This is a genomic window from Streptomyces sp. NPDC024698 (genome assembly GCF_055559015.1).
The window spans coordinates 332,682-359,000 of record NZ_JBVHLK010000002.1 but is presented as its reverse complement, the minus strand read 5'-3'; the positions used below and the strand labels follow the sequence as shown (position 1 = coordinate 359,000).

At 71.3% G+C, this 26,319-nt stretch carries 21 protein-coding genes; 11 read left to right on the top strand and 10 right to left on the bottom strand.

The window, feature by feature from the left end; all coding sequences use genetic code 11:
* Window positions 1-123 precede the first annotated feature (123 nt).
* Together mca and ACZ4AA_RS06040 are read left to right on the top strand one after the other, a co-directional pair.
* Window positions 124-984 (top strand): mycothiol conjugate amidase Mca, encoded by an 861-nt coding sequence (gene mca / locus ACZ4AA_RS06045; RefSeq protein ID WP_467597061.1) that lies wholly within the window; start codon window positions 124-126, stop codon window positions 982-984.
* The gene (locus tag ACZ4AA_RS06040; RefSeq protein WP_467596100.1) at window positions 977-1,237 is read left to right on the top strand and encodes a hypothetical protein; all 261 of its coding nucleotides are present in this window, start codon (window positions 977-979) and stop codon (window positions 1,235-1,237) included. Before mca ends, ACZ4AA_RS06040 begins: the two co-directional genes overlap by 8 nt.
* Before the next feature lie 194 nt (window positions 1,238-1,431).
* On the opposite strand, the gene ACZ4AA_RS06035 is transcribed toward ACZ4AA_RS06040, so the two are convergent.
* Window positions 1,432-4,626: a tetratricopeptide repeat protein gene (locus ACZ4AA_RS06035; RefSeq protein ID WP_467596097.1), complete on the bottom strand. Its 3,195-nt coding sequence runs from the start codon at window positions 4,624-4,626 to the stop codon at window positions 1,432-1,434.
* A gap of 185 nt (window positions 4,627-4,811) precedes the next feature.
* The gene (locus ACZ4AA_RS06030; RefSeq protein WP_467596094.1) at window positions 4,812-5,144 is read right to left on the bottom strand and encodes a DNA-binding protein; all 333 of its coding nucleotides are present in this window, start codon (window positions 5,142-5,144) and stop codon (window positions 4,812-4,814) included.
* A 495-nt stretch (window positions 5,145-5,639) separates the two neighbouring features.
* Here ACZ4AA_RS06030 and ACZ4AA_RS06025 point away from each other — a divergent pair, with 495 nt between their 5' ends.
* Together ACZ4AA_RS06025 and ACZ4AA_RS06020 are read left to right on the top strand one after the other, a co-directional pair.
* Window positions 5,640-7,676: a type I restriction-modification system subunit M/S gene (locus ACZ4AA_RS06025; RefSeq protein ID WP_467596091.1), complete on the top strand. Its 2,037-nt coding sequence runs from the start codon at window positions 5,640-5,642 to the stop codon at window positions 7,674-7,676.
* A 304-nt stretch (window positions 7,677-7,980) separates the two neighbouring features.
* Complete coding sequence (locus ACZ4AA_RS06020; RefSeq protein WP_467596088.1) at window positions 7,981-10,017, top strand: thioredoxin domain-containing protein; 2,037 nt, start codon at window positions 7,981-7,983, stop codon at window positions 10,015-10,017.
* 41 nt (window positions 10,018-10,058) lie between these two features.
* Here the strand turns inward: ACZ4AA_RS06020 and ACZ4AA_RS06015 are convergent, their stop codons facing one another.
* From ACZ4AA_RS06015 to trhA, 4 genes are all read right to left on the bottom strand, one after another.
* Window positions 10,059-10,784 carry a Mut7-C RNAse domain-containing protein gene (locus ACZ4AA_RS06015; protein ID WP_467596085.1) on the bottom strand — a complete coding sequence of 242 codons (726 nt, stop codon included), beginning with the start codon at window positions 10,782-10,784 and terminating at the stop codon, window positions 10,059-10,061.
* 4 nt (window positions 10,785-10,788) lie between these two features.
* Window positions 10,789-11,451, bottom strand: a complete 663-nt coding sequence (locus tag ACZ4AA_RS06010; protein WP_467596081.1) for a TetR/AcrR family transcriptional regulator — start codon at window positions 11,449-11,451, stop codon at window positions 10,789-10,791.
* Window positions 11,452-11,456: 5 nt separating this feature from the next.
* A complete protein-coding gene (locus ACZ4AA_RS06005; protein WP_467596078.1) occupies window positions 11,457-13,022 on the bottom strand; it encodes an MFS transporter in 1,566 nt (521 codons plus the stop codon).
* Window positions 13,023-13,150: 128 nt separating this feature from the next.
* A complete protein-coding gene (trhA, locus tag ACZ4AA_RS06000; RefSeq protein WP_467596075.1) occupies window positions 13,151-13,864 on the bottom strand; it encodes a PAQR family membrane homeostasis protein TrhA in 714 nt (237 codons plus the stop codon).
* A 324-nt stretch (window positions 13,865-14,188) separates the two neighbouring features.
* On the opposite strand from trhA, the gene ACZ4AA_RS05995 reads away from it, so the two are divergent.
* The 7 genes from ACZ4AA_RS05995 (at window position 14,189) to ACZ4AA_RS05965 (ending at window position 21,813) form a co-directional block, all read left to right on the top strand.
* Window positions 14,189-16,006, top strand: coding sequence for a phosphoenolpyruvate carboxykinase (GTP) (locus tag ACZ4AA_RS05995; RefSeq protein ID WP_467596072.1), 1,818 nt, complete (start codon window positions 14,189-14,191; stop codon window positions 16,004-16,006).
* 218 nt (window positions 16,007-16,224) lie between these two features.
* Entirely contained in the window at window positions 16,225-17,211 is a 987-nt protein-coding gene (locus ACZ4AA_RS05990; RefSeq protein ID WP_467596069.1) for a serine/threonine-protein kinase, read from the top strand.
* Entirely contained in the window at window positions 17,198-17,662 is a 465-nt protein-coding gene (locus tag ACZ4AA_RS05985; protein WP_467596065.1) for a hypothetical protein, read from the top strand. The genes ACZ4AA_RS05990 and ACZ4AA_RS05985 overlap by 14 nt, the downstream gene beginning before the upstream one ends.
* A 118-nt stretch (window positions 17,663-17,780) precedes the next feature.
* Entirely contained in the window at window positions 17,781-19,034 is a 1,254-nt protein-coding gene (locus ACZ4AA_RS05980) for a hypothetical protein (RefSeq protein WP_467596062.1), read from the top strand.
* A gap of 17 nt (window positions 19,035-19,051) precedes the next feature.
* Window positions 19,052-19,813, top strand: a complete 762-nt coding sequence (locus tag ACZ4AA_RS05975) for a vWA domain-containing protein (RefSeq protein ID WP_467596059.1) — start codon at window positions 19,052-19,054, stop codon at window positions 19,811-19,813.
* Window positions 19,814-19,840: 27 nt separating this feature from the next.
* The gene (locus tag ACZ4AA_RS05970; protein ID WP_467596056.1) at window positions 19,841-20,647 is read left to right on the top strand and encodes a PP2C family serine/threonine-protein phosphatase; all 807 of its coding nucleotides are present in this window, start codon (window positions 19,841-19,843) and stop codon (window positions 20,645-20,647) included.
* Window positions 20,644-21,813 carry a hypothetical protein gene (locus ACZ4AA_RS05965; protein ID WP_467596053.1) on the top strand — a complete coding sequence of 390 codons (1,170 nt, stop codon included), beginning with the start codon at window positions 20,644-20,646 and terminating at the stop codon, window positions 21,811-21,813. The genes ACZ4AA_RS05970 and ACZ4AA_RS05965 overlap by 4 nt, the downstream gene beginning before the upstream one ends.
* A gap of 73 nt (window positions 21,814-21,886) precedes the next feature.
* Here ACZ4AA_RS05965 and ACZ4AA_RS05960 read toward each other — a convergent pair whose 3' ends face one another.
* The 4 genes from ACZ4AA_RS05960 to ACZ4AA_RS05945 are packed head-to-tail and all read right to left on the bottom strand — an operon-like array spanning window position 21,887 to window position 26,281.
* Window positions 21,887-22,495, bottom strand: coding sequence for a hypothetical protein (locus tag ACZ4AA_RS05960; RefSeq protein ID WP_467596049.1), 609 nt, complete (start codon window positions 22,493-22,495; stop codon window positions 21,887-21,889).
* Window positions 22,482-24,026: a substrate-binding and vWA domain-containing protein gene (locus tag ACZ4AA_RS05955; protein ID WP_467596046.1), complete on the bottom strand. Its 1,545-nt coding sequence runs from the start codon at window positions 24,024-24,026 to the stop codon at window positions 22,482-22,484. Before ACZ4AA_RS05955 ends, ACZ4AA_RS05960 begins: the two co-directional genes overlap by 14 nt.
* A complete protein-coding gene (locus ACZ4AA_RS05950; RefSeq protein ID WP_467596043.1) occupies window positions 24,023-25,195 on the bottom strand; it encodes a toxic anion resistance protein in 1,173 nt (390 codons plus the stop codon). The genes ACZ4AA_RS05955 and ACZ4AA_RS05950 overlap by 4 nt, the downstream gene beginning before the upstream one ends.
* A 12-nt stretch (window positions 25,196-25,207) precedes the next feature.
* Window positions 25,208-26,281, bottom strand: a complete 1,074-nt coding sequence (locus ACZ4AA_RS05945; protein WP_467596040.1) for a substrate-binding domain-containing protein — start codon at window positions 26,279-26,281, stop codon at window positions 25,208-25,210.
* Window positions 26,282-26,319 lie beyond the last annotated feature (38 nt).

Genomic DNA, 26,319 nt, shown 5'->3' with positions numbered 1-26,319 from the left:
CCCCCGATTCCGTCACTATAGAAGCCGCCCGCAGCGCGGAATCACGCCGGGCGCCGACAGCCGACCCACTCAGGCGACAGCCGACTGACCGAGGATTGTGTCTTGACTGACCAGCTGCGACTGATGGCCGTACACGCCCACCCCGACGACGAGTCGAGCAAGGGCGCGGCCACCATGGCGAAGTACGTGTCCGAGGGGGTGGACGTGCTGGTCGTGACCTGCACGGGTGGGGAGCGCGGCTCCATCCTCAATCCCAAGCTCCAGGGCGACACGTACATCGAGGAGAACATCCACGAGGTGCGCAAGAAGGAGATGGACGAGGCCCGCGAGATCCTCGGGGTCAAGCAGGAGTGGCTCGGCTTCGTCGACTCGGGTCTGCCCGAGGGCGACCCGCTGCCGCCGCTGCCCGAGGGCTGCTTCGCGCTGGAGGACATCGACAAGGCGGCCGGCGAGCTGGTCAAGCAGATCCGCTCGTTCCGCCCGCAGGTGATCACCACGTACGACGAGAACGGCGGCTACCCGCACCCCGACCACATCATGACCCACAAGATCACGATGGTGGCCTTCGAGGGCGCGACGGACACCGAGAAGTACCCGGAGTCCGAGTTCGGGCCGGCGTTCCAGCCGCGGAAGCTGTACTACAACCAGGGCTTCAACCGCCCCCGCACCGAGGCGCTGCACCACGCGCTCCTGGACCGCGGGATGGAGTCGCCGTACGGGGACTGGCTGAAGCGCTGGAGCGAGTTCGAGCGCGCCGAGCGCACGCTGACCACGCACGTCCCGTGCGCGGACTTCTTCGAGATCCGTGACAAGGCGCTGATCGCGCACGCCACGCAGATCGACCCCGACGGCGGCTGGTTCAAGGTCCCCATGGACGTCCAGCGCGAGGTCTGGCCGACCGAGGAGTACGAGCTCGCGAAGTCCCTCGTGGACACATCCCTCCCCGAGGACGACCTCTTTGCGGGCATCCGCGACAATGCCTGACATGAGCGCAAGCCTGGCACTGACGCACCTCGTCCCCCTCGCCAAGGAGGTCGACGAGAACAAGGTCACCCCCGGCGTCCTCGGCTTCATCGTCTTCGCGGTGATGGCCCTGGCCGTCTGGGGCCTGATGAAGTCCATGAGCCGTCACATGGGCAAGGTCACCTTCGAGCAGGACCCCGAGGCCGGGGCGGAGGGTCCCGCCGACGCGGGCCGCTCCCCCTCCGGCGGGAAGCCCAGCCCGGCCAAGGGCTGAGCGGCCCCTTACGCCGGGACTCCTCGGCCCCGGGTACGACGGGAACTCCCCGGCCCCCCGGGGCACGGCGGGAGCTCTCCGGTCCCCGGGTACGGCGGGAGCTCTCCGGTCCCCGCGAGTGGCGCCGCCCTCGCGGGGCACCGGTTCGTCCGGGCCCGGTCGGGGTCGGACCCCCGCCGGAGCCCGGCCGCCGCTCACGTCGTCACCGGTACGCCCATCACATCGCGGGCGTGCCGGCCCGGAACCATGCCCAGGCGCCAGGCCTGCCAGCCGGCGTCCAGATCCACTCCGCGCTCCAGCAGCAGCTGATACGCCTCGATGAAGCCGTCCAACCTGCCGTCACGGGTGGCGTGGGCGGCCCGTGAGAGCCGCGACAGCTCCTCCGCCGCCACCGCGGCGCCCACCTCGTGACCGCCGGGCGCCGCGTACGGGAGAAGCGTGCAGCGCAGGAAACGGGCCCAGTCCTCCCCACGGCGGTCGCCGTACGAGGCGAACAGGCCGACGGCCTCGTCGCACAGGTCGAGCGCCTGCTGGGTGCGGGCGTTGCCGGCGTCGACGACGGCGAGCTCCAGACACGTCCACGCCTCGCCGTGCGCCACCCCGATGCGCTGGAAGTCCGCGCGGGCGTCGACGAGCAGCTGGCGGGCGAAGCCCGAGTTCCGCAGCGAACCCGTCTGCGCGGCACGCTGGTCGCGGGTCACCCGGGCCGAGTGATGACGGGCGCAGGCCAGCCCGTACACGTCCCGCATGCGCGAGAACATCGTCCGCGAGCGCTCCAGCTCACGCACCGCCCGGTCCAGATCCCCGGTCTCCTCCAGGGACTGGCCCAGGTAGTAGACCGTCCAGGCCTCGCCGCGCGCGTCCTCGTTCTCGCGGTGCCGGGAGGCCGCCTGGCGCAGCCCGTCGACCGCCGCCGACGGGTCCCCCTCGACGAGCCGGGCCCGGGCCAGCTGCGTGAGCGCCCAGGCCTCGCCACGGGCGTCGCGCGTACGGCCGTACAGATCCAGTGCCGCGCGCAGCTCACGCTCGGCGCGCGGCACGTCGCCCATCCGCAGCCCCAGCTGGCCGAGCTGGAAGTGGGCCCAGGCCTCGCCGTGCACCGAGCCGCTCTCGCGGTGCAGGACCAGGGACTCGGTCAGGAGGCCGAGGGCCTGGCCGAGCCGGGACCGGTCGCGTTCCACCGCCGCCAGCGCGTGCATCGTCCAGGCGCGGTCGGCCGCCAGCTCGGGGGAGGCCTGAAGATCCATGGCCTCCTGGAGCTTGGCCGCCGCCTCGACCAGACCGCCCTGGTGGTGCAGCGTGATGCCGAGCGAGCACAGGGCCCGGGCGGCCCCCGCGTCGTGATGGGCCTCGAAGTACAGGTCCACCACCGCGGCCAGGGTCGTCCGCGCCTTGTCCAGCTCGCCGAGCTGGCGGGCCGCGATACCGGTGCGCCACTGCACCGAGCGGACCAGGAGCCCCTGGTCGACGGCCTGGGTCAGCTCGCTGATCTCGCCCAGCCGGTACAGGTCGCCGCGCAGCAGGCAGTAGTCGCACAGGGCGCCCAGGAGGTGCAGCACCGCCGCCTGGTCCACCCCCTCCGCGTGCCGCAGGGTCGCCGTGATGAAGCTCGACTCGTCGTCCAGCCAGCGCAGGGCGGCGTCCAGCGAGGTGAAGCCGTGCGGTCCGAACTGGTCGGCGCGTGTCGAGGTCTTGCCGTCCACCAGGCGGATCACCGAGTCCGCGAGCTCGGCGTAGTTCACGATCAGGCGTTCCTGCGCCGCCGTGCGCTCCGCGGCCTCCTCCTCGTCGAGGAGACGGGCCGCGGCGAAGGTCCGCACGAGATCGTGCAGGCGGTAGCGGCTGCCGCGCACATGGTCGATCAGGCCCGCCCGGGACAGGGCGGTCAGATGGCGGACGGCCTCCGGCTCGTCCGTCGCGAGCAGGGAGGCGGCCGCCGCCGCGCCCAGCGAGGCCCGCCCCGCCAGGGCCAGCCTGCGCAGCAGCCGCCGCGCCGCCTCCGGCTGGTCGGTGTAGCGCAGCCACAGCACCCGCTCGACGGGCTCCACCGGGCCGTAGGCCGCGAGGTCGCCGGCCAGGGCGCGCGGGGTGCGGGGACCGAGGGAGGAGCCGGCGACCCGCAGGGCCAGCGGCAGGCCGCCGCACAACTCCCTTATCCGGTCGGCGGATTCGGCGTCGTACGGGCCCGACGCGTCCTGCGCCGCCGCGGTCAGCAGCTCCTCGGAGCCCGCCGCGTCCAGCGCGTCCACGGGGAGCTGGTGCACCCAGGCGGCGAGGTCGGCCGGCAGGTCGAGGGGCCCCCGCGGGGTGACCAGTACCAGGCTCTCGGAGCGCTCGGGAACCAGGGTGCGCACCTGTTCGGCGTCGCTCGCGTCGTCCAGCACGATCGTCACGGGCAGGCCCGTCAGATACTGGTGGTACAGCTCGCCCAGCCGTTTGACCTGCTGGTCCTGCGAGGAACGCTCGCGGAAGAGCAGCTGCTCGCGCGGGGCGCCCAGCCGGTTCAGCAGATGGAGCAGCGCGTCGCGGGTGGGGAGCGGCGGATCGTCCGGGCTGTCGCCCCGCAGGTCGACCACGCAGGCCCCGCGGAACTGGTCCTTGAGGGCGTGCGCCGCGCGGACCGCGAGGGTGCTGCGGCCGGAGCCGGGCGCGCCGTGCAGCACCACGACCGTCGGTTTCGTCTCCGTGCTCGCCCGGGCCGCGTGCACCCACTGCGCGATCCGCGCCAACTCGGTCCGGCGCCCGGTGAACGGGCCTTCCTGTTCAGGGAGTTGACCAAAGGAATGCTCAAGCACGCTGCGCCGGCGGGCCGCGGCGCTCTTGTCGGTGCGGCGCAGCTGGGGCGCGCCCTTCTTGGCGCCGGTGGTGGCGCTGAGCACCCGCTGCTGGTCGAGGAACGGGCGTACGCCCCGTACCTCCAGGGCCGTCACCCACTGGAGGCGCAGCTGTTCGGGGCCGCCGGGCTGGCCGAGCGCTCCGGCGCGGCGGCTCGCGGCGGGCACGTGCGCGGCCGTGACCTTGAGGACGGTGGCCGTCGCGCCCGCCACGGCCACCGTCGCTCCCGTGCTCACGGCCGTGCCGGTACCGGTGCCGAGGGCGAGGTCGGCGGCGACGGCCGCGAGCGCGCCGACCGCGGCCACCAGTAAGGCGGTTCCGGACCCCTCGTGCGCGAACCGCTGCCCGAAGGTCTGCCGTCCCGCCTCGGAGGCGTCCAGCGCCCGGGTGAACGCCGTGTACTCCTCGGCGGCCGTCTCCGCCATCGCGTCGAGCGAGGCCCGCGCCCGTGACAACAGGGCGCCGCGGTCCGCGCGCCCCCCTGAGCGGCGCACCTCCTCCTCGACGGCCCGGACCAGCAGCCGCTCGGCCTCCGCCCGATGGCCCTCCCGCATGTGACGTCCCCCTCCGACAGCAACTCCCTGGCCTATGAGTGTCCTTCGGGGGCGACGCGAGCGCGAGGGGGCGTCGATCATTCACCCCGATCGCCGACCCCGGGTATGGGCCCGTCCTGCTGAGCGTCGGGTACGGCAGCTGCAACCGTTGCCAGTGATCTCATAAACGTGCCAATTGACCGTGCTCACACGTCTCTGATGATTACCCGGTTCCCGCAGAGCTTCGACCAGTCGTCACGGTCGGAGGTCAGGACGACTACCGGGGGCGGGACACGCAGCGCGAGCGCGGCGACAAGGGCGTCGATCGCGCACTTGTGTCCGTGCAGTCCGCCTGTGTCCCGAAGCAGCGTCACTGCGGTCAGGGAGTCCTGCCGGCTGACCGGTTCCACCCGCAGCCTGGAGCGCATCCACGTCAAGCGTGCCAGGTCGGTCTTCCCCTGGACGGCTTGAACGATGGTTAGCGCGGACACGATGAAGGGGACTCCGACTTGTCGGGACGCCTCGATGCGAGTCGCCATCCTGCGGTCGTTGCCAGGGTCGCGGAATGCCCTGCGCGCATGTGGCCCGCACCCCCTGCGGAGTGTCCTGCGTCACACGCAGCCTCTTGTCTGTGCGCTGTCGTCGCAGTTCCGTTGAGTCCCTCGGCAGCGGGAGCTGCGGCGCATCTTCGTGAAGAATGCGCAGCGATGCTGCGCATAGAGTTCAAGCAGACTCTCCTGTGCTTGCCGCTGCCAGCGTGCGCGGCTTTTTGTCGCTAACCTTCTAGCGTCTTGCCGATCCTCTCGGGGGTTGCCAGTCGGCGGCAAGAGGAGTCGACGTAATGCGCAGCATTGCTGCGCATCTATGTCTGTCAAAGGAGTCGGGCACAATGAAGGCGTTCATCGAACTGCTGGGCAAGGCGATGCAGAGCACGGGGGCGACGTTGCGGCTGTCCCTGTTGATCGTGGTCACCGCAGCGGCGTGCTTCATCAGCCAGGTGAAGTAGGACGAGGATTTCAAGGAAGAGGCATCCGATGGTCGAAGGAACGGCAGGCCCGGCAGTAGAGGTTGCCGAGCGGCTGTGGCGGGCCTACGCGCCCTACCGGCGGGGCCGCGGTACGGCCGGTGACCTCGATGCGATGCTGGCGATCCTGGTGCTGGCCGCCTTCGCGGAGGCCGAAGACCGAGCCGAAGGCGATGTCGTCAAGCGGTGGAGGCGCGCCTCGGCGTCGGCCACCGCCGGCTTCTCTCCGGTGACCGAACTGCGCGGGGCTCTGCAGGAGGCGGTCCGGCTTCCGGGTTTTCCGCTGTCCTGGTCGGCCGACCTCGACCTGGGGATCGGAGCGGACGATGCTGCCTGGATCACGGCTTTCGTTGCGGCGCTGAACCAAGGCCAGAGTCTCTCGGAGCTTGCCGTGGATGACGTCTGCGAGCTGCTGCTCCAACGGCATGCGGCGGAAGGGGCACTGCCGGGAGGAGAGTTCTACACACCGCGCGAGGTCGCTGATTTGCTCGTCGATCTGACCGATCCCGGCCCCGGAGAGCTGATCATGGATCCGGCCTGTGGTCCTGGAAGCGTGCTCGCAGCTGCCGCCCGGTACCTGGCCGCGCGTGGGATGGCCGGTGACAGCTCGTTCGAGGCGTACGCGGTGGATCGGAGCAACGTGCGCCCAGCGATGTTGAACCTGGCCGTGCACGGGGTGAGCGTGCCGCAGGTGGAGCTGGCGGATCCGGCGACGCTGATGCGGAACCGAGGCCGGGCCGACCGGGTACTGAGCAACCCGCCGTTCAACCAGCGGATCGACGGGTGGGGGCAGCAGCACTTCATGGCGCCACCCGAGTCGAGCGGAAACTTCGCCTGGTTGCAACTTGCCTGGTCCCAGCTCAAGGAGGGTGGGGTCGCGGCGGTCGTGATGCCTGCCCGGGCGGCTTGGGCGGGAGGGGCGGAGGCGATGATCCGCCGCGAGATGATCGCCCATGGCGCGGTTCTCGCGGTCATCGCGCTGCCGACGCACCTCTTCGCGGGTACCAACATCGCAGTTCACGTCTGGGTGCTTGGCCGAGGCACCCAGTCCCGGCCGGCGCGCCGAAGCGATTCCGTGATCCTTGTCGATGCGCGTGACGTGGGGAGCCGGTCGTCGGAGCGGCCCCGGGTGCTGTCGGGTGAGGCTGTCGACCGCATCGCAGATCGCTTCAGACTCTGGCTCGGAGGCTCGCAGGAGGTGGACGAGCCGGGTTTTTCCCGATCGGTTGCCTACGCCGAACTCATCGAGAACGCCGGGAACCTGGATCCGCGGACCTACCTCCGTACGGAGAGCGCGCCGGGCGGGTCCACGGACCTGAGCGCCATGCTGGTCGATTTCGAGCGGCACAACCGCGAGACGTCGGAACTCGGAGCGGAACTGGCGCAGATCGCCGGCGCACAGGATCAGCTGGCGCAGGACAGCATCCGATGCCGGAAGTTGCCGCTGAAGGAGGTGGTCAGCGGCAGGTCGACGGCCAGCGGCCGTCCCGTGCGACTGCTCGCGGGGCCTTCAGGAAGCCTGGTCCGGGCCCAGGACTACGTGGAGGCCGGCGGGGTTCCCGTTGTGATGCCGAAGGACATCTCGGATGTCGGCTTCATTGTGGACGGCATCAAGCACATCTCCGAGCAGCATGCCGAACGGCTGGACCGCTTCCGGTTGAATCGGGGCGACGTCGTGGTCGCCCGCCGGGGCGATCTAGGGCGGTGCGCCGTGGTCGGAGATGAACAGCAGGGCTGGATCTGCGGAACTGGCTGTTTCGTCATCAGTCCTCCTTACATCGTCGACTCTCAATACCTGGCGGCGTTCCTGCGCAGCCCCGAAGCCAGGGAGTGGCTCGACACGCATTCGACCGGGAGTCTGGCGCTGCGGACCGTCTCGCTCGAAGTGCTCGGCATGCTGCCAGTCGCCCTGCCCGATCTCGACACCCAACGGTCCATCGGCGAAGCGATGGCGAGCTTCGACGCCCATGAACGGCGGTTGCTGGACCAGCTGGCAGCGACGCGGGCCATTCGCAGCAAGGCTCTGAACAGCTTCCTGGCGAGATGAGGCGTCCGGCTCCCGTCCCAGGCTGTTCTGCCGAGGGGCGTCGAATCCGTCCGTGAACCCGGCCGAGTTCCTGTGCCTGCCGCCGTGACGTCCATTTCGGCGGCAGGCACTCGAGACGAGCGACTGGCGCTCGCTTCTCGTCGCGGCGGCGGCCATCGCGATGAGCGGCTACCGCAGGAACGGGCTCCGGGGTATCGAGCACTCTGGTCGCGCATCGTGTCGTCGGCGGGAGGACGCCCAGCGGGGGCGCGCCTGGTGAACCTGCGCTTCCGTGCCCTCGCGGGCGCCGTGGGAGAGTGGCAGGGTGAACCGACTGGCCCATGAGACGTCCCCGTATCTGCTCCAGCACGCCGACAACCCCGTCGACTGGTGGCCGTGGTCGGCCGAGGCCTTCGAGGAGGCCCGCGGAAGCAACCGGCCCGTTCTGCTGAGCGTCGGATACAGCAGCTGTCACTGGTGTCATGTCATGGCACACGAGTCCTTCGAGGACGAGGCGACGGCCGCCTATCTGAACGAACACTTCGTCAGCGTCAAGGTCGACCGCGAGGAGAGGCCCGACGTCGACGCCGTCTACATGGAGGCGGTGCAGGCGGCGACCGGGCAGGGCGGCTGGCCGATGACCGTGTTCCTCACCCCGGACGCCGAGCCCTTCTACTTCGGCACCTACTTCCCGCCCCAGCCCCGGCACGGCATGGCCTCCTTCCGTCAGGTCCTGGAGGGCGTCTCGGCCGCCTGGAAGGACCGGCGGGACGAGGTGGCCGAGGTCGCGGGGAAGATCACGCGGGATCTCGCCGAGCGGGAGATGTCCTTCGGGGACAGTCAGGTGCCGGGCGAGGAGGACCTGGCCGGCGCGCTGCTCGGGCTCACCCGGGACTACGACGCCGCGCGCGGCGGCTTCGGCGGCGCGCCCAAGTTCCCGCCGTCCATGGTGATCGAGTTCCTGCTGCGCCACCACGCCAGGACCGGCTCCGAGGGCGCCCTTCAGATGGCCGTGGACACCTGTGAGCGGATGGCGCGCGGCGGTCTGTACGACCAGCTCGGCGGTGGCTTCGCCCGCTACTCCGTCGACCGCGACTGGGTGGTCCCGCACTTCGAAAAAATGCTCTACGACAACGCGCTTCTCTGCCGGGCCTACGCGCATCTCTGGCGTTCCACCGGGTCCGGGCTCGCGCGGCGGGTCGCGTTGGAGACCGCGGACTTCATGGTTCGTGAACTGCGCACCGCCGAGGGCGGGTTCGCCTCCGCGCTCGACGCCGACAGCGACGACGGTGGCGGCCGGCACGTCGAGGGCGCGTACTACGTCTGGACGCCCGCGCAGTTGCGCGAGGTGCTGGGTGAGGCGGACGCCGAACTCGCCGCGCGGTACTTCGGGGTCACCGAGGAGGGCACCTTCGAGGAGGGCGCCTCCGTGCTCCAGCTCCCGCAGCAGGAAGGCGTCTTCGACGCGGAGCGGATCGCCTCCGTGCGGGAGCGGCTGCTCGCGGCACGGGACGGGCGGCCGGCCCCCGGGCGCGACGACAAGGTGGTCGCCGCCTGGAACGGGCTCGCGGTGGCCGCCCTCGCGGAGACGGGAGCCTACTTCGGCCGCCCCGATCTGGTGGAGGCCGCGATCGGCGCCGCCGACCTCCTCGTACGACTGCACATGGACGACCGGGCGCGGCTGGTCCGGACGAGCAAGGACGGCCGGGCCGGCGCGCACGCGGGTGTGCTGGAGGACTACGCGGACGTCGCCGAGGGCTTCCTCGCGCTGACGTCGGTGACCGGGGAAGGGGTCTGGCTGGAGTTCGCCGGGTTCCTGCTCGACCATGTCCTCGCGCAGTTCACGGACGCCGAGTCGGGTGCGCTCTACGACACGGCGGCCGACGCGGAGCGGCTGATCCGCCGACCGCAGGACCCCACCGACAACGCCACGCCCTCGGGTTGGAGCGCGGCGGCCGGGGCGCTGCTCTCGTACAGCGCGCAGACCGGCGCGGAACCCCATCGCACCGCCGCCGAGCGGGCGCTCGGTGTCGTGAAGGCGCTCGGGCCCCGGGCGCCCCGCTTCATCGGGTGGGGGCTCGCGGTGGCCGAGGCGCTGCTCGACGGTCCCCGTGAGGTCGCGGTGGTCGGCGAGGGAGGCCACCCGGACACGACGGCCCTGCGGCGGGCGGCACTTCTGGGCACCATGCCGGGGACCGTGGTGGCGGTGGGGGAGCCGGGCAGTGACGAGCTGCCGCTGCTCGCCGGCCGGCCGGCGGTGGACGGGAAGCCGACCGCGTACGTCTGCCGCGGATTCGTCTGCGACGCCCCGACGACCGATCCCGAACGGCTCCGCGTGGTGCTGAACGCCCCGAACGCGTAGGGCGGCCGGGCGGGAGGTGAGGGTTCCGGCGGGCCCGTCCGTCAGGTTCCGAACTCCGCGAGGGCGCGTTCCACGACGGTCTCCAGCCGGTCGTGGTGCGCGCCCTTCCAGTAGGCGCGCCCGCATTCGGCGCACTGCGCGAAGACGTCGTACGAGCGCTGCGTGCCGCTCTCCAGCTGGTCGGCGACCTGCTCCTTGGTGGCCTTGGCGAGCAGGCCGTTGCACGCCGTGCAGCGGGTCCAGGGCCGAAGCTCGGGGGCGAACCGGCCCAGTACGTCGCGGAGTTGGTCGTCGGGGCGGGTGCTGTAGACGAAGCCGCCGGCCCACAGTTCGCGGCGCCGCAGCAGCCCGCGGTCGCGGCTGAGCAGGACGCGACGTTCGGCCGCCGAACGGGCGGCGAGGGCCGGGTCGCCGATGTCGGTGAACTCGTACGCCGTGTCGACGCCCAGCAGGCGCATCCGGCGGGCGAGGGTGCCGAGATGGACGTCCAGGAGGAAGCGCAGCGGCGCGCCGGGCACCCGTTGCGGGCGTTCGACGGCGTGGACCCGCACGGACTCGCCCGCCGCCGGGATGTGCGAGAAGGGCACCTCGTGACCGTCCACGACCAGGGCGCCGACCTCCGTGAGCGGGACGCCCAGCGACTCGACGACATGGCCGAGGGTGGACGAGCCGTCGGTGCCGACGGGGGTGGCCTGGGCGCGGCGGGCGTGCGGGACGAACAGCCCCAGTTCGGGGGCGAATTCGATGTGGATCTCGGGTCCGTTCACGCGGTCAGGATGTCACGCGGGGTGCTCCCGGGGCCTCCGGGTTTCGCGGTGGCAGACCGTGCTCCAGGACGTCCACCGCGCGGTCGACGAGCTCGGCGAAGTCGTCCCGGTGGCCGTTGTCGGCCCAGTAGAGGGAGACCTCCATCAGACCGCCGATCAGGGCCATCGCGAAGACGCGGACCTCCAGGCTGTCGGGGTCCCGGCCGGTGCGCTCCGCGACGGCCCGGCTCAGCAGCCGTCCGGTGACGGACGCGCTCTCCATCATCCGGGACCGCACCGCGGGGACCTCGGCCATGAGCTGCGTCCGGAGCCGGCTGACCCGGGCGTCCTCGGAATCGCCCAGGCCGACGGCCTTGCCGAGCACATGGCGCAGGGAGTCGAACCACGGCTCGTCCGCGGGGCGTTCGCGCAGTTCCTGTTCGAGGAGCGGGTCGTACTCGTCCGTGAGGACGATGTCCTCCTTGGTCGGGAAGTAGCGGAACACCGTGGACGGGGAGACCTCGGCCGCCTCCGCGATCTGCTCGATCGTCGTGCCGTCGTACCCCTGCCGCTCGATCAGCCGGTACGTCGCCTCGCGGATCGCGATGCGGGTCTTGATCTTCTTCCGCTCGCGGAGCCCCGGCTGGGGTTCCGCGGCGGGAGCGGAGGTCTGTGCGGTGGCGGCCATACCCCTTATTGTCCGGCATCCGCCGGGGCCGGGGCCATGCCGGTGTCCTCCCGCCGCGCCGGGGCGGGCTGCCGCGGGCTCGGCAGCAGCGCCGCCGCCAGCAGCGCGGTGACCAGCGCGGCGATCCCGCTGACCAGGAGGACCAGGTCCATGCCGTGGATGTAGGCGGCGTTCGCGGAGGCTTCGAGGGCCCGGTCGCCGAGCCGGCCGGCGACGACGTGGGCGCCGACCACCGAGCCGTCGGCGGCCCGCGCGGCGGCTGGCGGCAGCGCGGAGGTGTCGAGGCGGTCGGCGTAGGTGCTCGCCAGCAGGGAGCCGAGCAGGGCGATGCCGATCGCGCCGCCCACCTGGCGGACCGTCATCAGCAGACCTGAGCCGCTGCCGGCCCGGTCGCCGGGGAGCGCGCCGAGGGCGGCGGACATGGCGGGCACGACGGCGAAACCGAAGCCGAGACCGGCGACGGACAGCCACAGGGCGGTGGCGCCGTATCCGTCGTCGACGGTCGTGCGGCTGCCGAGGAACGCGGCGAGGGCGAGGACGAGGAGGCCCGCGCCGATCACCGCGCGGGCTCCGAACCTGGCCACCAGCGGCTGCGCGCCCCGGGAGGCGATCAGCAGTCCGCCCATCATCGGCAGCATGCGCACGCCGGTCGCGAGGGCGTCGTGGCCGAGGACCGCCTGGAGGTACTGGGGCAGCACGAACATCAGGCCGGACAGGATGAACATGACGAGCGTCGCGGCGAGGGTGTTGAGCAGGAAGCCGCGCCGGCCGAGCAGGGCGAGGTCCAGCATCGGACGCGGGTTGCGGCGTTCGCGGACGACGAGCAGGGTGATCAGGGCGGCGGAGGCGGCGAAGCAGCCGAGGACGAGCGGGTCGCCCCAGCCGCGGGACGGGGCTTCGATGATCGCGTAGACGAGGACGCCGAGGCCGACCGCGGTGAACGCGGTGGAGAGGGCGTCGACCTCGGGCGCGGCGGGGTCCCGGGTCTCGGGGAGCAGCAGGACGCAGGCGGTGATGCCGATGGCGGCCATCGGCACGTTGACCAGGAACACCGATCCCCACCAGAAGTGGTTCAGCAGCCAGCCGCCGATGATCGGGCCGAGCGGCAGACCGAGCGCGGAGGCGGCGGAGACGGCGCCGACGGCCCTGGTGCGTTCGTCGGGTCCGAACAGCGAGGGCAGTACGGCGAGGGCCAGCGGCATCACCAGCGCGCCGCCGACGCCCATCAGGGCGCGGGCGAGGATCACCCAGGTGACGTCGTCGACGAGGGAGCCCGCCAGGGAGCCGGCGAGGAAGACCGCGAGGCCGGTGATGAGCATCCGGCGCCGTCCGAAGCGGTCGCCGAGCAGGCCGGCCGGGAGCATCAGCGAGGCGAAGACGACGACGTAGGCGTCCGCCATCCACTGCTGCTGACCGGTGGACGCGCCGAGGTCCCGGGCCATCGTCGGCAGGGCCACGTTCAGGATCGTCATGTCGAAGCCGAGCACCAGCATGCTCGCGACCAGGGCCCCGAGGGCCCACCAGCGCCGGGGATCGCGCCGAACGGCGCCGTCGTTCGTGGGAGTCACCATGAAATGAGAGTAACTCCCAAAAGCTAGATACTGTCAATCGATGGTGACTTTCGGTGGCGTGGAACGAGCAGTGGCCGCGGCTGGGGAGCCGCGGCCACTGAGGGGAGGGATGGGTCGACGCCGGAGGATCAGCCGTGCTGGTAGGCCACCAGGGAGATGCCGACGTAGTGGACGATGAAGGCCGCCAGCGTCAGGGAGTGGAAGACCTCGTGGAAGCCGAACCAGCGCGGTGACGGGTTGGGGCGCTTGATCCCGTAGATCACACCGCCGGCGCTGTAGAGCAGTCCGCCGACGATCACCAGGACCAGGACGGCGATGCCGCCCGTGCGCATGAAGTCGGGCAGGAAGAAGACGGCCGCCCAGCCCATGGCGATGTAGCAGGGCGTGTAGAGCCAGCGTGGCGCGCCGACCCAGAACACCCGGAAGACGATGCCCGCCGCCGCCGCGGCCCAGATGCTCCACAGCAGCCATTGGCCCTTGGCGTCGGGCAGCAGGAGCAGGGTCAGCGGCGTGTAGGTGCCGGCGATGATCAGGAAGATGTTCGCGTGGTCGAGTCTGCGCAGGACGCCGTCCATGCGCGGGCTCCAGTCGCCGCGGTGGTAGAGGGCGCTCACTCCGAACAGGAGGCAGGCCGTCAGGGCGAAGACCCCGCAGGCGATCCGGCCGCGGGTCGAGTCCGCCAGTGCCGTGAGGACCAGTCCGGAGACGAGGGCGGCCGGGAACATGCCGAGGTGCAGCCAGCCGCGGAGCTTGGGCTTGATCTCTTCCGACAGGGAGTGCGCGACGGGCGTCCGGCCGGCGGCCGGCGAGTCCGTGGGCGCGTCGGGGACGGACGCAGTCATGGGGCGAATCGTACCTACGGAACCGTAAGTTAGGCGTCAGTCCCACGTAAGCGGCGGGCAAGAGTGGCCATGATCTCACCCTACCGGGGGGGCGCCGCCGGGGTACCCGTGATGAACCCGGAGTGAGCGGGCGGAAACCTTCCGGGAAGTGGCGATGCTCACTCCGCTCAAGTGTGAGGCTCTCTGGACATATGCGCGGTTCGGTCCGATCATCAAATGAGTGCGGTCGGCACCGGATGAGCGCCAGAGGTCCAGTCATCGAGAAGCATCCGGGTCGCAGCCCCCACGGGGCACAACAACAAAACCCCTCATTTAGGAGCAATCGTGGCGCGCGACATCGCGGCTCCCGTCCCGACCAACCACAAGGAACTGATCTCGTGGGTCAACGAGATCGCCGAACTGACCGAGCCGGACAGTGTGGTCTGGTGCGACGGATCCGAGGCCGAGTACGAGCGACTGAGCGAGGAACTCGTCCGCAAGGGCACCTTCAAGAAGCTCGACCCGATCAAGCGCCCCAACTCCTACTACGCCGCCTCCGACCCGACCGATGTCGCGCGGGTCGAGGACCGGACGTTCATCTGCTCCGAGAAGGAGCAGGACGCGGGCCCGACCAACCACTGGAAGGCCCCCGCCGAGATGCGGGAGATCTTCTCCGGTGAGCAGGGCGTCTTCCGCGGCTCGATGCGCGGCCGGACGATGTACGTCGTCCCGTTCTGCATGGGCCCGCTCGGCTCGGACCTCTCCGCGATCGGCGTCGAGATCACCGACTCCGCCTACGTCGCCGTGTCCATGCGCACCATGACCCGGATGGGACAGCCGGTCCTGGACGAGCTCGGCACCGACGGCTTCTTCGTGCGTGCCGTGCACACGCTCGGAGCGCCGCTGGCCGAGGGCGAGGCGGACGTGCCGTGGCCGTGCAACTCCACGAAGTACATCTCCCACTTCCCCGAGACCCGTGAGATCTGGTCGTACGGCTCCGGCTACGGCGGCAACGCCCTGCTCGGCAAGAAGTGCTACGCCCTGCGCATAGCCTCCGTGATGGCGCGCGACGAGGGCTGGCTCGCCGAGCACATGCTGATCCTCAAGCTGACGCCGCCGCAGGGCGAGTCGAAGTACGTCGCCGCCGCCTTCCCGAGCGCCTGCGGCAAGACCAACCTCGCCATGCTGGAGCCCACGATCTCCGGCTGGACGGTCGAGACCATCGGTGACGACATCGCCTGGATGCGGTTCGGCGAGGACGGCCGCCTCTACGCGATCAACCCCGAGGCCGGCTTCTTCGGCGTCGCGCCCGGCACCGGCGAGCACACCAACGCCAACGCCATGAAGACGCTGTGGGGCAACTCCGTCTTCACCAACGTCGCGCTGACCGACGACAACGACATCTGGTGGGAGGGCATGACGGAGGAGACTCCGGCACACCTGACCGACTGGAAGGGCAACGACTGGACCCCGGAGTCCGCCACGCCCGCCGCGCACCCCAACGCCCGCTTCACGACCCCCGCCTCGCAGTGCCCGATCATCGCGCCCGAGTGGGAGGACCCCAAGGGCGTGCCGATCTCGGCGATCCTCTTCGGCGGCCGCCGCGCCACCGCCGTCCCGCTGGTGACGGAGTCCTTCGACTGGAACCACGGCGTCTTCCTCGGCGCGAACGTCGCCTCCGAGAAGACCGCCGCCGCCGAGGGCAAGGTCGGCGAACTGCGCCGCGACCCCTTCGCCATGCTGCCGTTCTGCGGCTACAACATGGGCGACTACATGGGCCACTGGGTCGACGTCGCCAAGGACAAGGACCAGGCGAAGCTCCCGAAGATCTACTACGTGAACTGGTTCCGCAAGAACGACGCGGGCAAGTTCGTGTGGCCGGGCTTCGGCGAGAACAGCCGTGTCCTGAAGTGGATCGTCGAGCGCCTCGACGGCAGCGCCGAGGGCGTCGAGACCCCGATCGGCGTCCTGCCGACCCGTGAGTCCCTCGACACGAACGGTCTCGAACTGGCCGACGCCGACCTCGACTTCCTGCTCACGGTCGACAAGGAGGTCTGGCGCGAGGAGGCCGCCCTGGTCCCCGACCACCTCAACACCTTCGGCGATCACACGCCCAAGGAGCTGTGGGACGAGTACCGCGCTCTGGTGCAGCGCCTGGGCTGAGGCCCCCAACCGCTCCGCGGCCGACCCGAGTTGCCCTGACCTGCGACCGATGCGGCGTCGGCCGCGGTGACCGCGCCCGCCGGGGTTCCGCGCACATCCGTGCGGAACCCCGGCTTTTTCGTGCCCTGTGCCCCGCCCGTGCCGGAACGGCTGAAAAAGCGCCGGTTTCGAGGGACACTCCTGACATCCTGCACTGGACCCGAAATGAGGTGGGCGGGGTGCGTACGCCTGTCAGCGACCCCATGAAGATCGGTCCGTACCGGATCGTGGGCCGGCTCGGCTCCGGTGGCATGGGATGGGTGTATCTCGGCCGCTCGCCCGCAGGGCGCGAGGTCGCGGTCAAGGTGGTGCGGCCCGAACTGGCCGCGGAGGGCGAGTTCCGGGAGCGTTTCGCACGCGAGGTCGCGGCGGCCCGCGTGGTCAGTGGCGCCTACACCGCGGCGGTGGTCGACGCCGACACCGAGGCCGAACTGCCGTGGCTGGCAACCCTGTACGTGCCCGGTCCCTCGCTCGCCGAGGCGGTCCACGCCGACGGGCCGCTGCCCGAGCCGCAGGTGCGCCGGCTCGGCGCCGGCCTGGTCGAGGCGCTCCAGGCCATCCACGCGGCCCGCGTGGTGCACCGGGACCTCAAACCGGCCAACGTGCTCCTCGCCGCGGACGGGCCGCGCGTCATCGACTTCGGGATCTCCCGTGTGGACGGCGCCCCCGGCCTCACCCAGGTCGGCGTCGTCGTCGGCACCCCGCCCTTCATGTCGCCCGAGCAGATCAGGGGCGCCGCGGTGGGCCCGGAGAGCGATGTCTTCTCCCTCGGCGGGGTCCTGGTGTACGCGCTCACCGGACGGCCGCCGCACGGCAGCGGAGAGGCCGTCCGCTACCGCGTCGCCTTCGAGGAACCCGAACTCGACGGCATCGACGGGCCGATGCGGGACCTGGTCGCCCGCTGTCTGGCGAAGCGCCCCGAGGACCGGCCCCGGCTGGACCGGCTCCTGGCCGGGCTGCTGGAGCAGGAGCCCCGCCGGGCCGACTGGCCGCCGCCCACCGTCGCCCACAGCATCAAGGCGCGCACCCAGGACCTGATCAAGCGCCGCAAGGAGAGCACCAGCGTGTCCGTACCCTCCTGTCTGCTGTCGCACGCCCAGGCACTGCTCGACGCCGGACTGACCGACGCGATGGTCGCCGAGGCGGTGGGCCGTGGCGACGCCTGACTCCTTTCCGGGCCGGGGCCGGGAGATCCTCGAAATCGGAACGCACTGGCGGCAGCTGGTGCAGAACTGGGTGGCCGGACGCAATTTCCCCACGGAGACCGACACGGTTTCCGTCTCCATGCGATGCGACATCGAGGAAACGGGACGGATGGTTACCGTCCGGTTCATGACGACCAAGCGGCTGCTCGTCGCTTTCGCCACGGACGGGCATTTCCTGCGCAAGGACCAACTGGCCCTCGCCGCCGCCGCGTCGAACGCGTGGAACACCGAACAGCTCCGTCCCATGCTGTCCGTCTGGGACGTACGGGGGCCGCGCCCCTGTCTCGCGGGAGTGTGCGACCTTCCCCTGACCTGCCGTATGACGCAAACAGATTTCGATGCTTTGGCCAGCGATTGGGTGGAACGGGCGAGACAGATGTTCACCCGATGCCATCAGGTGTTCGAGTTGTAGAAGTGAACACCGCCGCATTCCCCAAACCCTTACGGGCGACCGCGGCTTTCCGCCACTATGGGTGCGTGCCTTTCCAGGCCACGGGGGTGTTTTTCTTAGGGCCACGGGGGGTCTTTTCATGCGGCGGCTTTCCTTCCTGATGCTTTCCGGACTCCTGGCCGCGTTCGCCCCCGCGGTGCCCGCGGCAGCGGCCGGCGAGCCGTGCGGGCCGACCTTCGAACAGCACCTCGGCTGCTGGGCCGGCGTGGTCGACGAGGGAACCGTCCGCGTCACCCTCGACCAGAAGCTGGCGTTCGACGGCAGGGCCGACAGCCGCAAGGAGTTCGAACAGACGCTGGCGGCCCAGAGCTACAGACTCCTGGTCGAGGTGCCGTCGGGCGTCCACACCGGCCCGGGAGGATCGGCGCTCCTCGTACTGGCGGACGGCAAGGGCAGACTCGTCGCGGACGACGCCCGCATCGACCGGCTGACGCCCGAGGCCGTGAAGGAGCTGACCGGCCTCGGGGCCTGCCACACCGGCAACCCCAAGGACCTGTGCGTCCGGCTCGGCAAGAGCTCGCTGACCGGACGCCAGCTGATCGACGCGAACCTGGCCGAGAACCTCTCCCGGCACACGTACACCGTCGGCGGTCCCGGGAGCGGCTCGTCCGCCACCTCGACCCCCACGGCGGAGACCACCGCCGCCAAGAACCAGGAGAACGCGAACGCCGACGGCACCGGCCCGGACCACACGGATGCCACCGACTCCGGCTGGGACACCGCCACCCAGGTGCTCACCGTCCTGTGCGCGGCGCTCGTCCTCCTGCTCGGCCTGCTCCTCTTCCTGATCCGCCGCTCCGCCCGGTCCGTCGCCGTCGGCAGCCTCTCCCGGCGCTCGCTCGCCGCGCCCGGCGTCGGAGCCGTACCGGCCGCCTCGGCGCCCCGGCCCCGCGGCCGTCCCCGTACCCATGTGTCCGACGAGGCCACCACCCGTACCCGCGTGTCCGACGAGGCCACCACCCGTACCCGCGTGTCCGACGAGCCCACCACCCGTACCCGCGTGACCGGCGCGGCCGGATCCCGTCCCCGTACGCATGTGCCCGACGAGGCCACCACCCGGCTCCGGGCCACACCGGCGGCCCGGAGCCACGGACGGCGGGTCGGCGCCGTACCGGGGCCCGCCCGGCCCGCCGTCGTCCGCACCGAGTTGCACCCGCAGGGCTATGTCGAGGTGGACCACGTGCTGTACCGGGCGGTGTGGGCCGAGCCGGACCGCCCGCCGCCCGCGCCCGGGGGACTCGTCGATGTCACCGAGGCGGGGGAGCGGGACTCCGACGTCCTCTACGCGTTCCCGCCCATGCCCGGACGGCACGCCGAAGCCGCCCGGCCCTGAGACCAGGAGAGATCCTCATGCACAGCGACTACCCGCCCACCCTGCCGGCGGAATACGCCGACATCGAGTTCGAGAACAACGCGCAGCGGCTGCCGCTCGTCCTGTGCCTCGACATCTCCAGTTCCATGGCGGGCCAGCCCATCCAGACGCTCAACAACGCGCTCGCGGAGTGGACCCGGGAACTGCACGACGACGTCAGCCTCAGCTACAGCGTCGAGGTCGCCCTGGTGACCTTCGGCGGCCAGGGCGTCGCCGCCTGGCGCGGTCCCCAACTCCTGGCCCCGGGTGCCCCGGTGAGCCCCTTCGTGCCGGCGCACATGTTCCACCCGCCGCAGCTCGCCGCCGCCGGGGTCACCCTGATGACCGAGGCCCTCGAACTGTCGATGAACATCATCGCCGCCCGCAAGGCCGAACTGCGCGCCTCCGGACTTCAGTACTACCGGCCGCAGATCTGCCTCGTCACCGACGGACTTCCCACCGACGCCACCGGTCATCTCACCGACTCCTGGCACCGGTTGATCCCGGTGCTCGCCGACGAGCAGCAGGCCCGCCGCTTCCGGCTGTACGCGATCGGGGTCGGCGGCATCACGGACCGGGGCGAGCAGGTGCTCCGGTCGTTCGCGCCGAAGTTCAACGCCCGGCTCCAGGGATTCCCGTTCCGCGAACTGCTCCAGATGATGTCCGCGAGCGCCAACGCCGAGCAGAAGGGCGCGGGCGACGAGGTCTTCGAGAAGATCTTCAGCCAGTTCAAGACACAGCGCCCGGCCTGGGAATCGTGACCGATGACCCGATGGGATGCCTGACTCATGACCGCAGTCGACGAGCGGGAGACGCCGTGGCGGATCCACGGGATGAGCGTCGAGGGATACCGGCACCGCCGCCAGGGGCAGCCCTGCCAGGACGCCTGCGCGTACACGGTGACGCCGTCCGTGGCCGTCCTCGCCGTCGCCGACGGCGCGGGCAGCAGGCCGCGCTCCGAGGAGGGGGCCCGGCTCGCGGTGGAGCTGGCCACCGAGCACTTCGCACGCCGGGCCGCCACCGCGGCGGACCGGCGTCCCGGCCAGGCCGTGCGCGAGCTCATGCGGGACGCCTTCCACGACGTCTGTAAGGTGTTCCTGGACCGGACCGGCCCGGAGGCGGCGGACTTCGCGACCACGCTCACCGTGGTCGTGCTCGCGCCGGGCTGGCTCGCCCATCTGTCCGTGGGGGACGGATTCGTCGTCCTGCGCGCCGGTACGGAGGACGGTGAACGGCAGTTCCATCTGCTGCCGCAGCCCGCCGAGGCCAGCGAGTACAGCAACGAGACGGTGTTCCTGACCTCGCCCGACGCGGCCCGCTGGGTCCACACCGACTGTGTCTCGGACGCCGGGATCGACGGGGTGCTGCTGTCCACCGACGGACTGGCGCAGGCCGCGCTCAACCGGACCACGGGCGGCGCGCTGTCCCCGAACACGTCGTTCGCCGAGGCCGTGTTCCGCTCCCTGGACGTGCCGGGACCGGTGACCGCGAGCGCCCACGAAGGCCTCGGGACCCTGCTCAGGTCGGACCGGCTCACCGCCCTGAACGCCGACGACAAGACCCTGCTGCGGGCCGTGCTCAAGGCGCGGCCATGAGCGGCCGCACCGTGTTCCTCGACGGCAAGCCGGTCACGCTCGCCGAGCTGCCCCTCAAGGGCGGCGGGCAGGCGGCGGTGTTCCCGGTCGTCGGCGACGACGGCATCGTCGTCAAGCTGTACCGCGAGGCGCCGGGTCCCAAGGAGGAGCTGCGGCTGAAGCGGATGCTGACCATGTCACCGCTGGTGACCCGCCCCACCGATGCCTCCCAGCCGCCCGAGCTGGCCTGGCCGACCGCGCTCGCACGCGGTCCGAAGGGCGAGTTCCTCGGCTACGCCATGCGGAGGTTCGGCGAGCCCCAGCACGTGCAGCTGATCGGCCTGTTCACCCGCGCCCAGCGCCTCAAGCTGTTCGGCGACCGGGCCGACTGGCGCTTCCTGCTCGGCGTGGCCTGGAACCTCGCCTTCATGACCGCCCGCATGCACTACGACGATCTCGTCATCGGTGACTTCTCCAGCAGCAACGTCGTCGTCGACGCCAACGGCTTCGTCACCTTCCTCGACTGCGACTCCATCGCCTTCAAGGACCCGGTGACCGGGGAACTCTTCCCCTGTCTGATGCACACCACCGACTACTCGTCGCCCGAGCGGCAGGCCGGCGGCCCCGCCACCCGCGCCACCGACGAGTTCGCCCTCGCGGTCCTCGTCTACCAGTTGCTGACCGCAGGGAACCACCCCTTCGGCGGCGTCCCGCACGACAGCGCCTCCGAGTCGACCGTCAAGGACAACATCGCCGCCAGCATCTCCTACGTCGTGCGCCCCGAGCGGGTCATCATGCCGCGCGGCACCATCGACCCCTCGGTGCTCCCGCCCGAACTCCTGACGCTGGCCCGCACCGCCTTCGGCTCCGGCGTGCACGACCCCGCCACCCGGCCGAACGCGGAGGCGTGGCTGCGCGCGCTGGACAAGGAGCGCGGGCTGGTACGGGTCTGCCCGGCCCGCCCGCTGCACGCCTTCGGCTCGCATCTGACCGCGTGCCCCTGGTGCACCCGGGCGGGGCTCACCGGGCACGACGTGTTCAACGTCCCGACGGCGGTCCCGGGGTCCGGCGCGCCCCGGCCGGGGCCACCCGTGCCGCCGCCCGGGGAGCCCTGGCCCACCGGGCTGAAGGTGGCGCTGCTGATCCTGGTCGTCGTGATCCTGGTGGTGATCGTGGCGAACGCGTGAGCGGGGGCCGCCGGTGCGGGCGGACCCGGTTCGCCCGCACCGGCCGCGGTCACGGCGGCCGAGCGCGGCCCGGTCACTGGGAGCGGCCGCGGTCCTCCAGGTAGCGCGTGTGGGACTCCTGGCGCCGTGCCTCCGTCTCGCGCAGGGCCGCCGCCAGTCGGTCCGACTCCTCCTGGAGCACGGTGAGCTGGCGCTCCAGATGGCGCTCCGGCGGTTCGGCGCCGGGCGCCAGCCGGGTCCACCACCGGGTGCGGACGAAGGTGTCGACCGCCTCCGGGATGTCCTGGCGCACCGCGCGCGACAGGGCGTGCACGCCCTCGGGGTCCTGGGCGAGGATCTCGGCGACCCAGCCCGGATCGAGCAGGGCGGTGAGGACCTCGGTCAGCTCGGTGAGCCGCCCGGCCGCCGCCGGGGGCAGCTCGACACCGTCGAGATACGCGCGCAGCTTGCCGAAGTCCGTTCGCAGGGCGGCCAGTTGGGCGGAGGGGTCCGGGAAGTCGGGCGGGGCCGGACGCTCCGGGGGCGCGATCAGCGCGCCCGCGCCGTACAGACCCGCGACGACGACCGGCCAGTACGGGCCCGCCAGACCGGTGAAGGTCAGCGCGAGCCCGGCGATGCCGCACGCGCTGCCGGTGAGGTTCTTGCGCGATTCGAGGAAGGCGAGAGCCCTATTGGTAGCCACGGATCTCCTCGAAGGCGCCGTCGAGCGAGCCCTTCCGGGCGTCGAAGAGGCGGCCGCCGGTCAGGTCGGCGATGCGCTGGAGCTCGCCCCGGTCGGAGTCGCCGAACAGGATGGGGAAGACCGGGATCTCCCGCTGCCCGCCGGGCAGTCGGCGGTAGAAGCCGTCGAAGTCGGCGGGGCTCGCGCCCCTGGTGTTCTCGCCGTCCGTCATCAGCACGATCGAGGTGAACGTGTCGTCGTCGGTGCCCAGATGCTCGTAGGCCTTCTCCAGTGAGGTGTAGATCGCGGTGTCGCCGTCGGCGCTCAGGGCGCGGGTGTCCCGGCGGATCGCGTCGAGCCCGGCCTTCGGGTTCTCGGGGCGGACCACATGGGTGCGCACGCTCTTGACCTGTGAGCCGAACGGCATCAGCGTCACCTCCTCCCGGTCGCGGAAGTCGCCGGTCAGATCGCCGAGGGACTTCTTGAGCCGGGCGAGGCGGTCGCCGTCCATCGAGCCCGAGGTGTCCAGGACGTACACCGTCCTGGACGGCCGGCGCAGCGTGTTCTCGTAGGAGTCGAGGAGATGGTCCGCGACCGACCGGCTTCCGGGGAAGGGGAGTTCACGCCGTCGTCCGGTGTCGAGTCCGGGCGCAGGGGGGACGGAGAGGACGACCGGGCGGCGGTGCGTCCGCTCGGTGATCAGCTTCTGGGCGGCGGGCGTACGCAGGGCGTCGGCGAGCCGCCGGACCTCGTCGCGGGTGTCCTTGGAGGACGCGGCGAGGGAGGAGAGCGGATAATCGGCCGTCACCACACCGTCGCGCGGACGGATGACGGTCAGCCCCTTCATGGACGTGAGGACGGACTCGTAGTTGAGCAGGGCGTCCACGGTGCCGCGCCGCTCGTAGGCGGTGGCCAGCCAGCCCGAGGAACCCGAGGTCAGTTTCTGCCCCTTGAAGAAATCCCGCAGCCTGGGCGTCGCCTTGGCCACGTCGGCGTCCGTGAGCGCGGACTGGGCGCCGGACAGCGCGGAGGCCACCGAGATCAGCGTGGAGAAACCGGAGTTGGAGCGTGCCGGATCGGTCATGCCGTACGTGAGCCTTCCCTCGGCCACGGCCTTCTCCACCTGGGACCAGGTGACGTCCTCCGGTCGCCAGCCGAGGGATCGCACGGTCGCCGGTCTGACGCCGATGGCCACCGGGCTCGACATCACCGGCGTCTCGGAGACGACCTTCCTCGCGGCCTCGGGGCGCAGGCGCAGATAGGCGTCGGAGGACAGCCACACGGCGTCGTACCGGTCGTCCGCCGTGCCGCGCGCGATCAGGTCCACGGCGGCGAGGGTGCCCATGTAGGTGGGTCTGACCGTGATGCCGGTCTCCCGCCGGATCCGGTCGAGCACCGGTGTCATGTCGGCGAGTTCGCTGGAGGCGAGGATACGGAGGGTGCCGGGCCGCGGGGCGCCGTCGTCCCCGGACTTCGTACCCCCGTGGGCCGTGCAGGCCGTGACGGCGAGCAGGACCGCGGCGGCGTGGGCCGCCTGCCGGAGGACTCTCATCCCTGTCCGCCCTCCAGTGCGCCCCGGGTCCTGCTGCGCTCCAAGTAGGCTCCGGCGCTCTGGAGTTCGGAGGTCAGGGACTCCACGGTCGCGGCCATCGTCTCGGTCGCCCGGACCTTGTACGTGTCGATCGCGTCGAGGGTGCGGTAGATCTCCTGGAACGCGGTGCGCAGGGTCTCGGCGCCCACGGCGGGGTCGGCGGCGATGCGCTGGATCTCCCCGCTCTGGGTGGCGAGCATCTCGGCGTTGCCGCGGATGAGGTCCTCCGTCGTGCCGCGCAGGGCGTTGACCTGCTCGACGACCTTGCGCTGGTTGTCGAGGGCGGAGGCGAGCATCACGGAGATGCGCAGGGCGGAGACGGTGGTGGTGGCCGCGCGGTCGACGCCCTTGATGAGTTCGTCGTTGTTGCGCCGGACCACGTCCATCGCCAGATAGCCCTGGGCGCACACCGCGAGCTGGGTGAGCAGGTCCTGGTGCTTCTGCCGGACCGGGAAGAGCACGTCGGAGCGGAGCGTGTCGGCCTGCGCCGGGTCGGTGGTGTCGACGCCCGCGATGTGGGCCTCGGCCGCGGTGTCCAGGGCCTGGGTCAGCACCACGTACTCCTGGAGCTTGCCCATCGTCTCCCAGAGCCGGACGCGTTCGGTCTGAAGTGCCGCGTTGTCGCGGCGCAGTTCGTCCTGGCCGCCGCGCAGCGAGCCGACGATTCTGTTCAACGTGCCTTGTGCGGAGGCGTACTTGGCGACGTGGTCGCGCAGCCTGTTGCCGCCGGGCAGCCTGGAAAGGAACTTCCTGCCCTTGTTCGCGGACGACTCGCGCGGGTCCAGGTCCTCGACCACGCGCCGGAGTTCGACGAGCGAACCGGCGACGTGCGACTGGGCGTCCTCGCCGGTGGAGGGCAGGCTGCGGATCGTCCGCTCCAGCATGCGGTTGGACTGGGCGGCGGCGCCGCGCATCTCGCTCGCCCCCAGGCCCGCGATCTCGCCGACCTTGCCGGCGAACTCGGGGGACCGGGCGTCCAGGACGGCCAGTCCGCCGATGTACTCCGCGGCCCTGCGCGCCACGTCCTCCTGGACCCCCGGGTCCACGGGAACGAGCCCGCCGGCCTTCTCGCGGGGCACCGGGGCGACGGCCTCGGGCGGTGTGAGGGTGAACGTGTCGTCGGTGGTCATGTGTGTTTCCCCCTAGTTCCCGGCCCGGCGCGCCATCTCGTGCAGCACCTTGTAGGCGGGCACGGGCACCTGCCGGACGCCGGTCAGTTTCTGGTTGAGATAGTCCGCGTGGGCGGCGGTGGCCGCCGTGAACTCCCCGGTCGCCCCCTGCGGACGGAATCCGTGCCGGACGGCCAGTGCGCGCAACGTCGGGTCGGTGCTGAGGAGTTCACCCAGCGCGCGGCCCGCGGGCGTCAGCGGTACGACCGTGTGGTCGCTGTTGGCGGTGGTGTCCGGGTAGAGGACCGTGAGGTCTCCGGGGTCCTGGCCCTCGGCGAGCAGCGCGGCGACCTGTGACTCGTAGACGAGGACCAGCGGGTTGCCCGCGCCGCTGACGAAGTCGCGGAACGCGGCGTCGGTGCTGGACTGCTGGGCGCCCTGGACGCTGATGAGCCGGTGCATCAGGGACGCGGTGCGGCCGACGGCCGCGTCGTCGTCGGCGACGCGCCCGCCGTCGGCGACATAGGACGCGGCGGCGAGGTAGAGCGCGCCGGAGTTGGAGGTCTCCGGGTCGGTGCTGGCGATGTACAGCGTGCCGGTCAGCTCACCGTGCGTCGAGGCGCCCTTGAGCTGCTGCCAGGTCCGCCCGTGCCGGGCCGCGTCGAGGTAGGCGGCCATCTTGAGGGTGCCGGTGTGCCGGCCGAGGGTGGCCAGCCCGTTCGCGGCGAGGACCTCGGCCGCGCTGCGGTGGGCCACCACGACGAGGGGCGAGTAGAAGGGCCGGGGCAGCGGCTGGCGGACGTGGTGCTTGTCCGCGAGTTCGTCGGCCGGTGCCTGGCTGGAGGGGAAGGCGAAGTCGTACCCCTTGAGGTCGAGGCCGTCCATGGCCCAGGACCCGGAGGTCTCCGTCTTCACGGTGTAGCCCTTGGCGGCGAGGGCCTTCACCACGGCCGGATCGGAGAAGAACTCCGCCTTCTCCGAGCCGATCACTCCGTGCACGGTCTTCGTTGCCGTGCCCTTGTCCTGACCGGTGCGGCCCGCGACGACGGCTGCTGCCACTCCGCCGATCAACAGGACCGCCAGGACGATTCCCGCTATGCGTCTCACGCCTGGAGCGTGCACCTCGGAATCCAACGTTCCCGGTC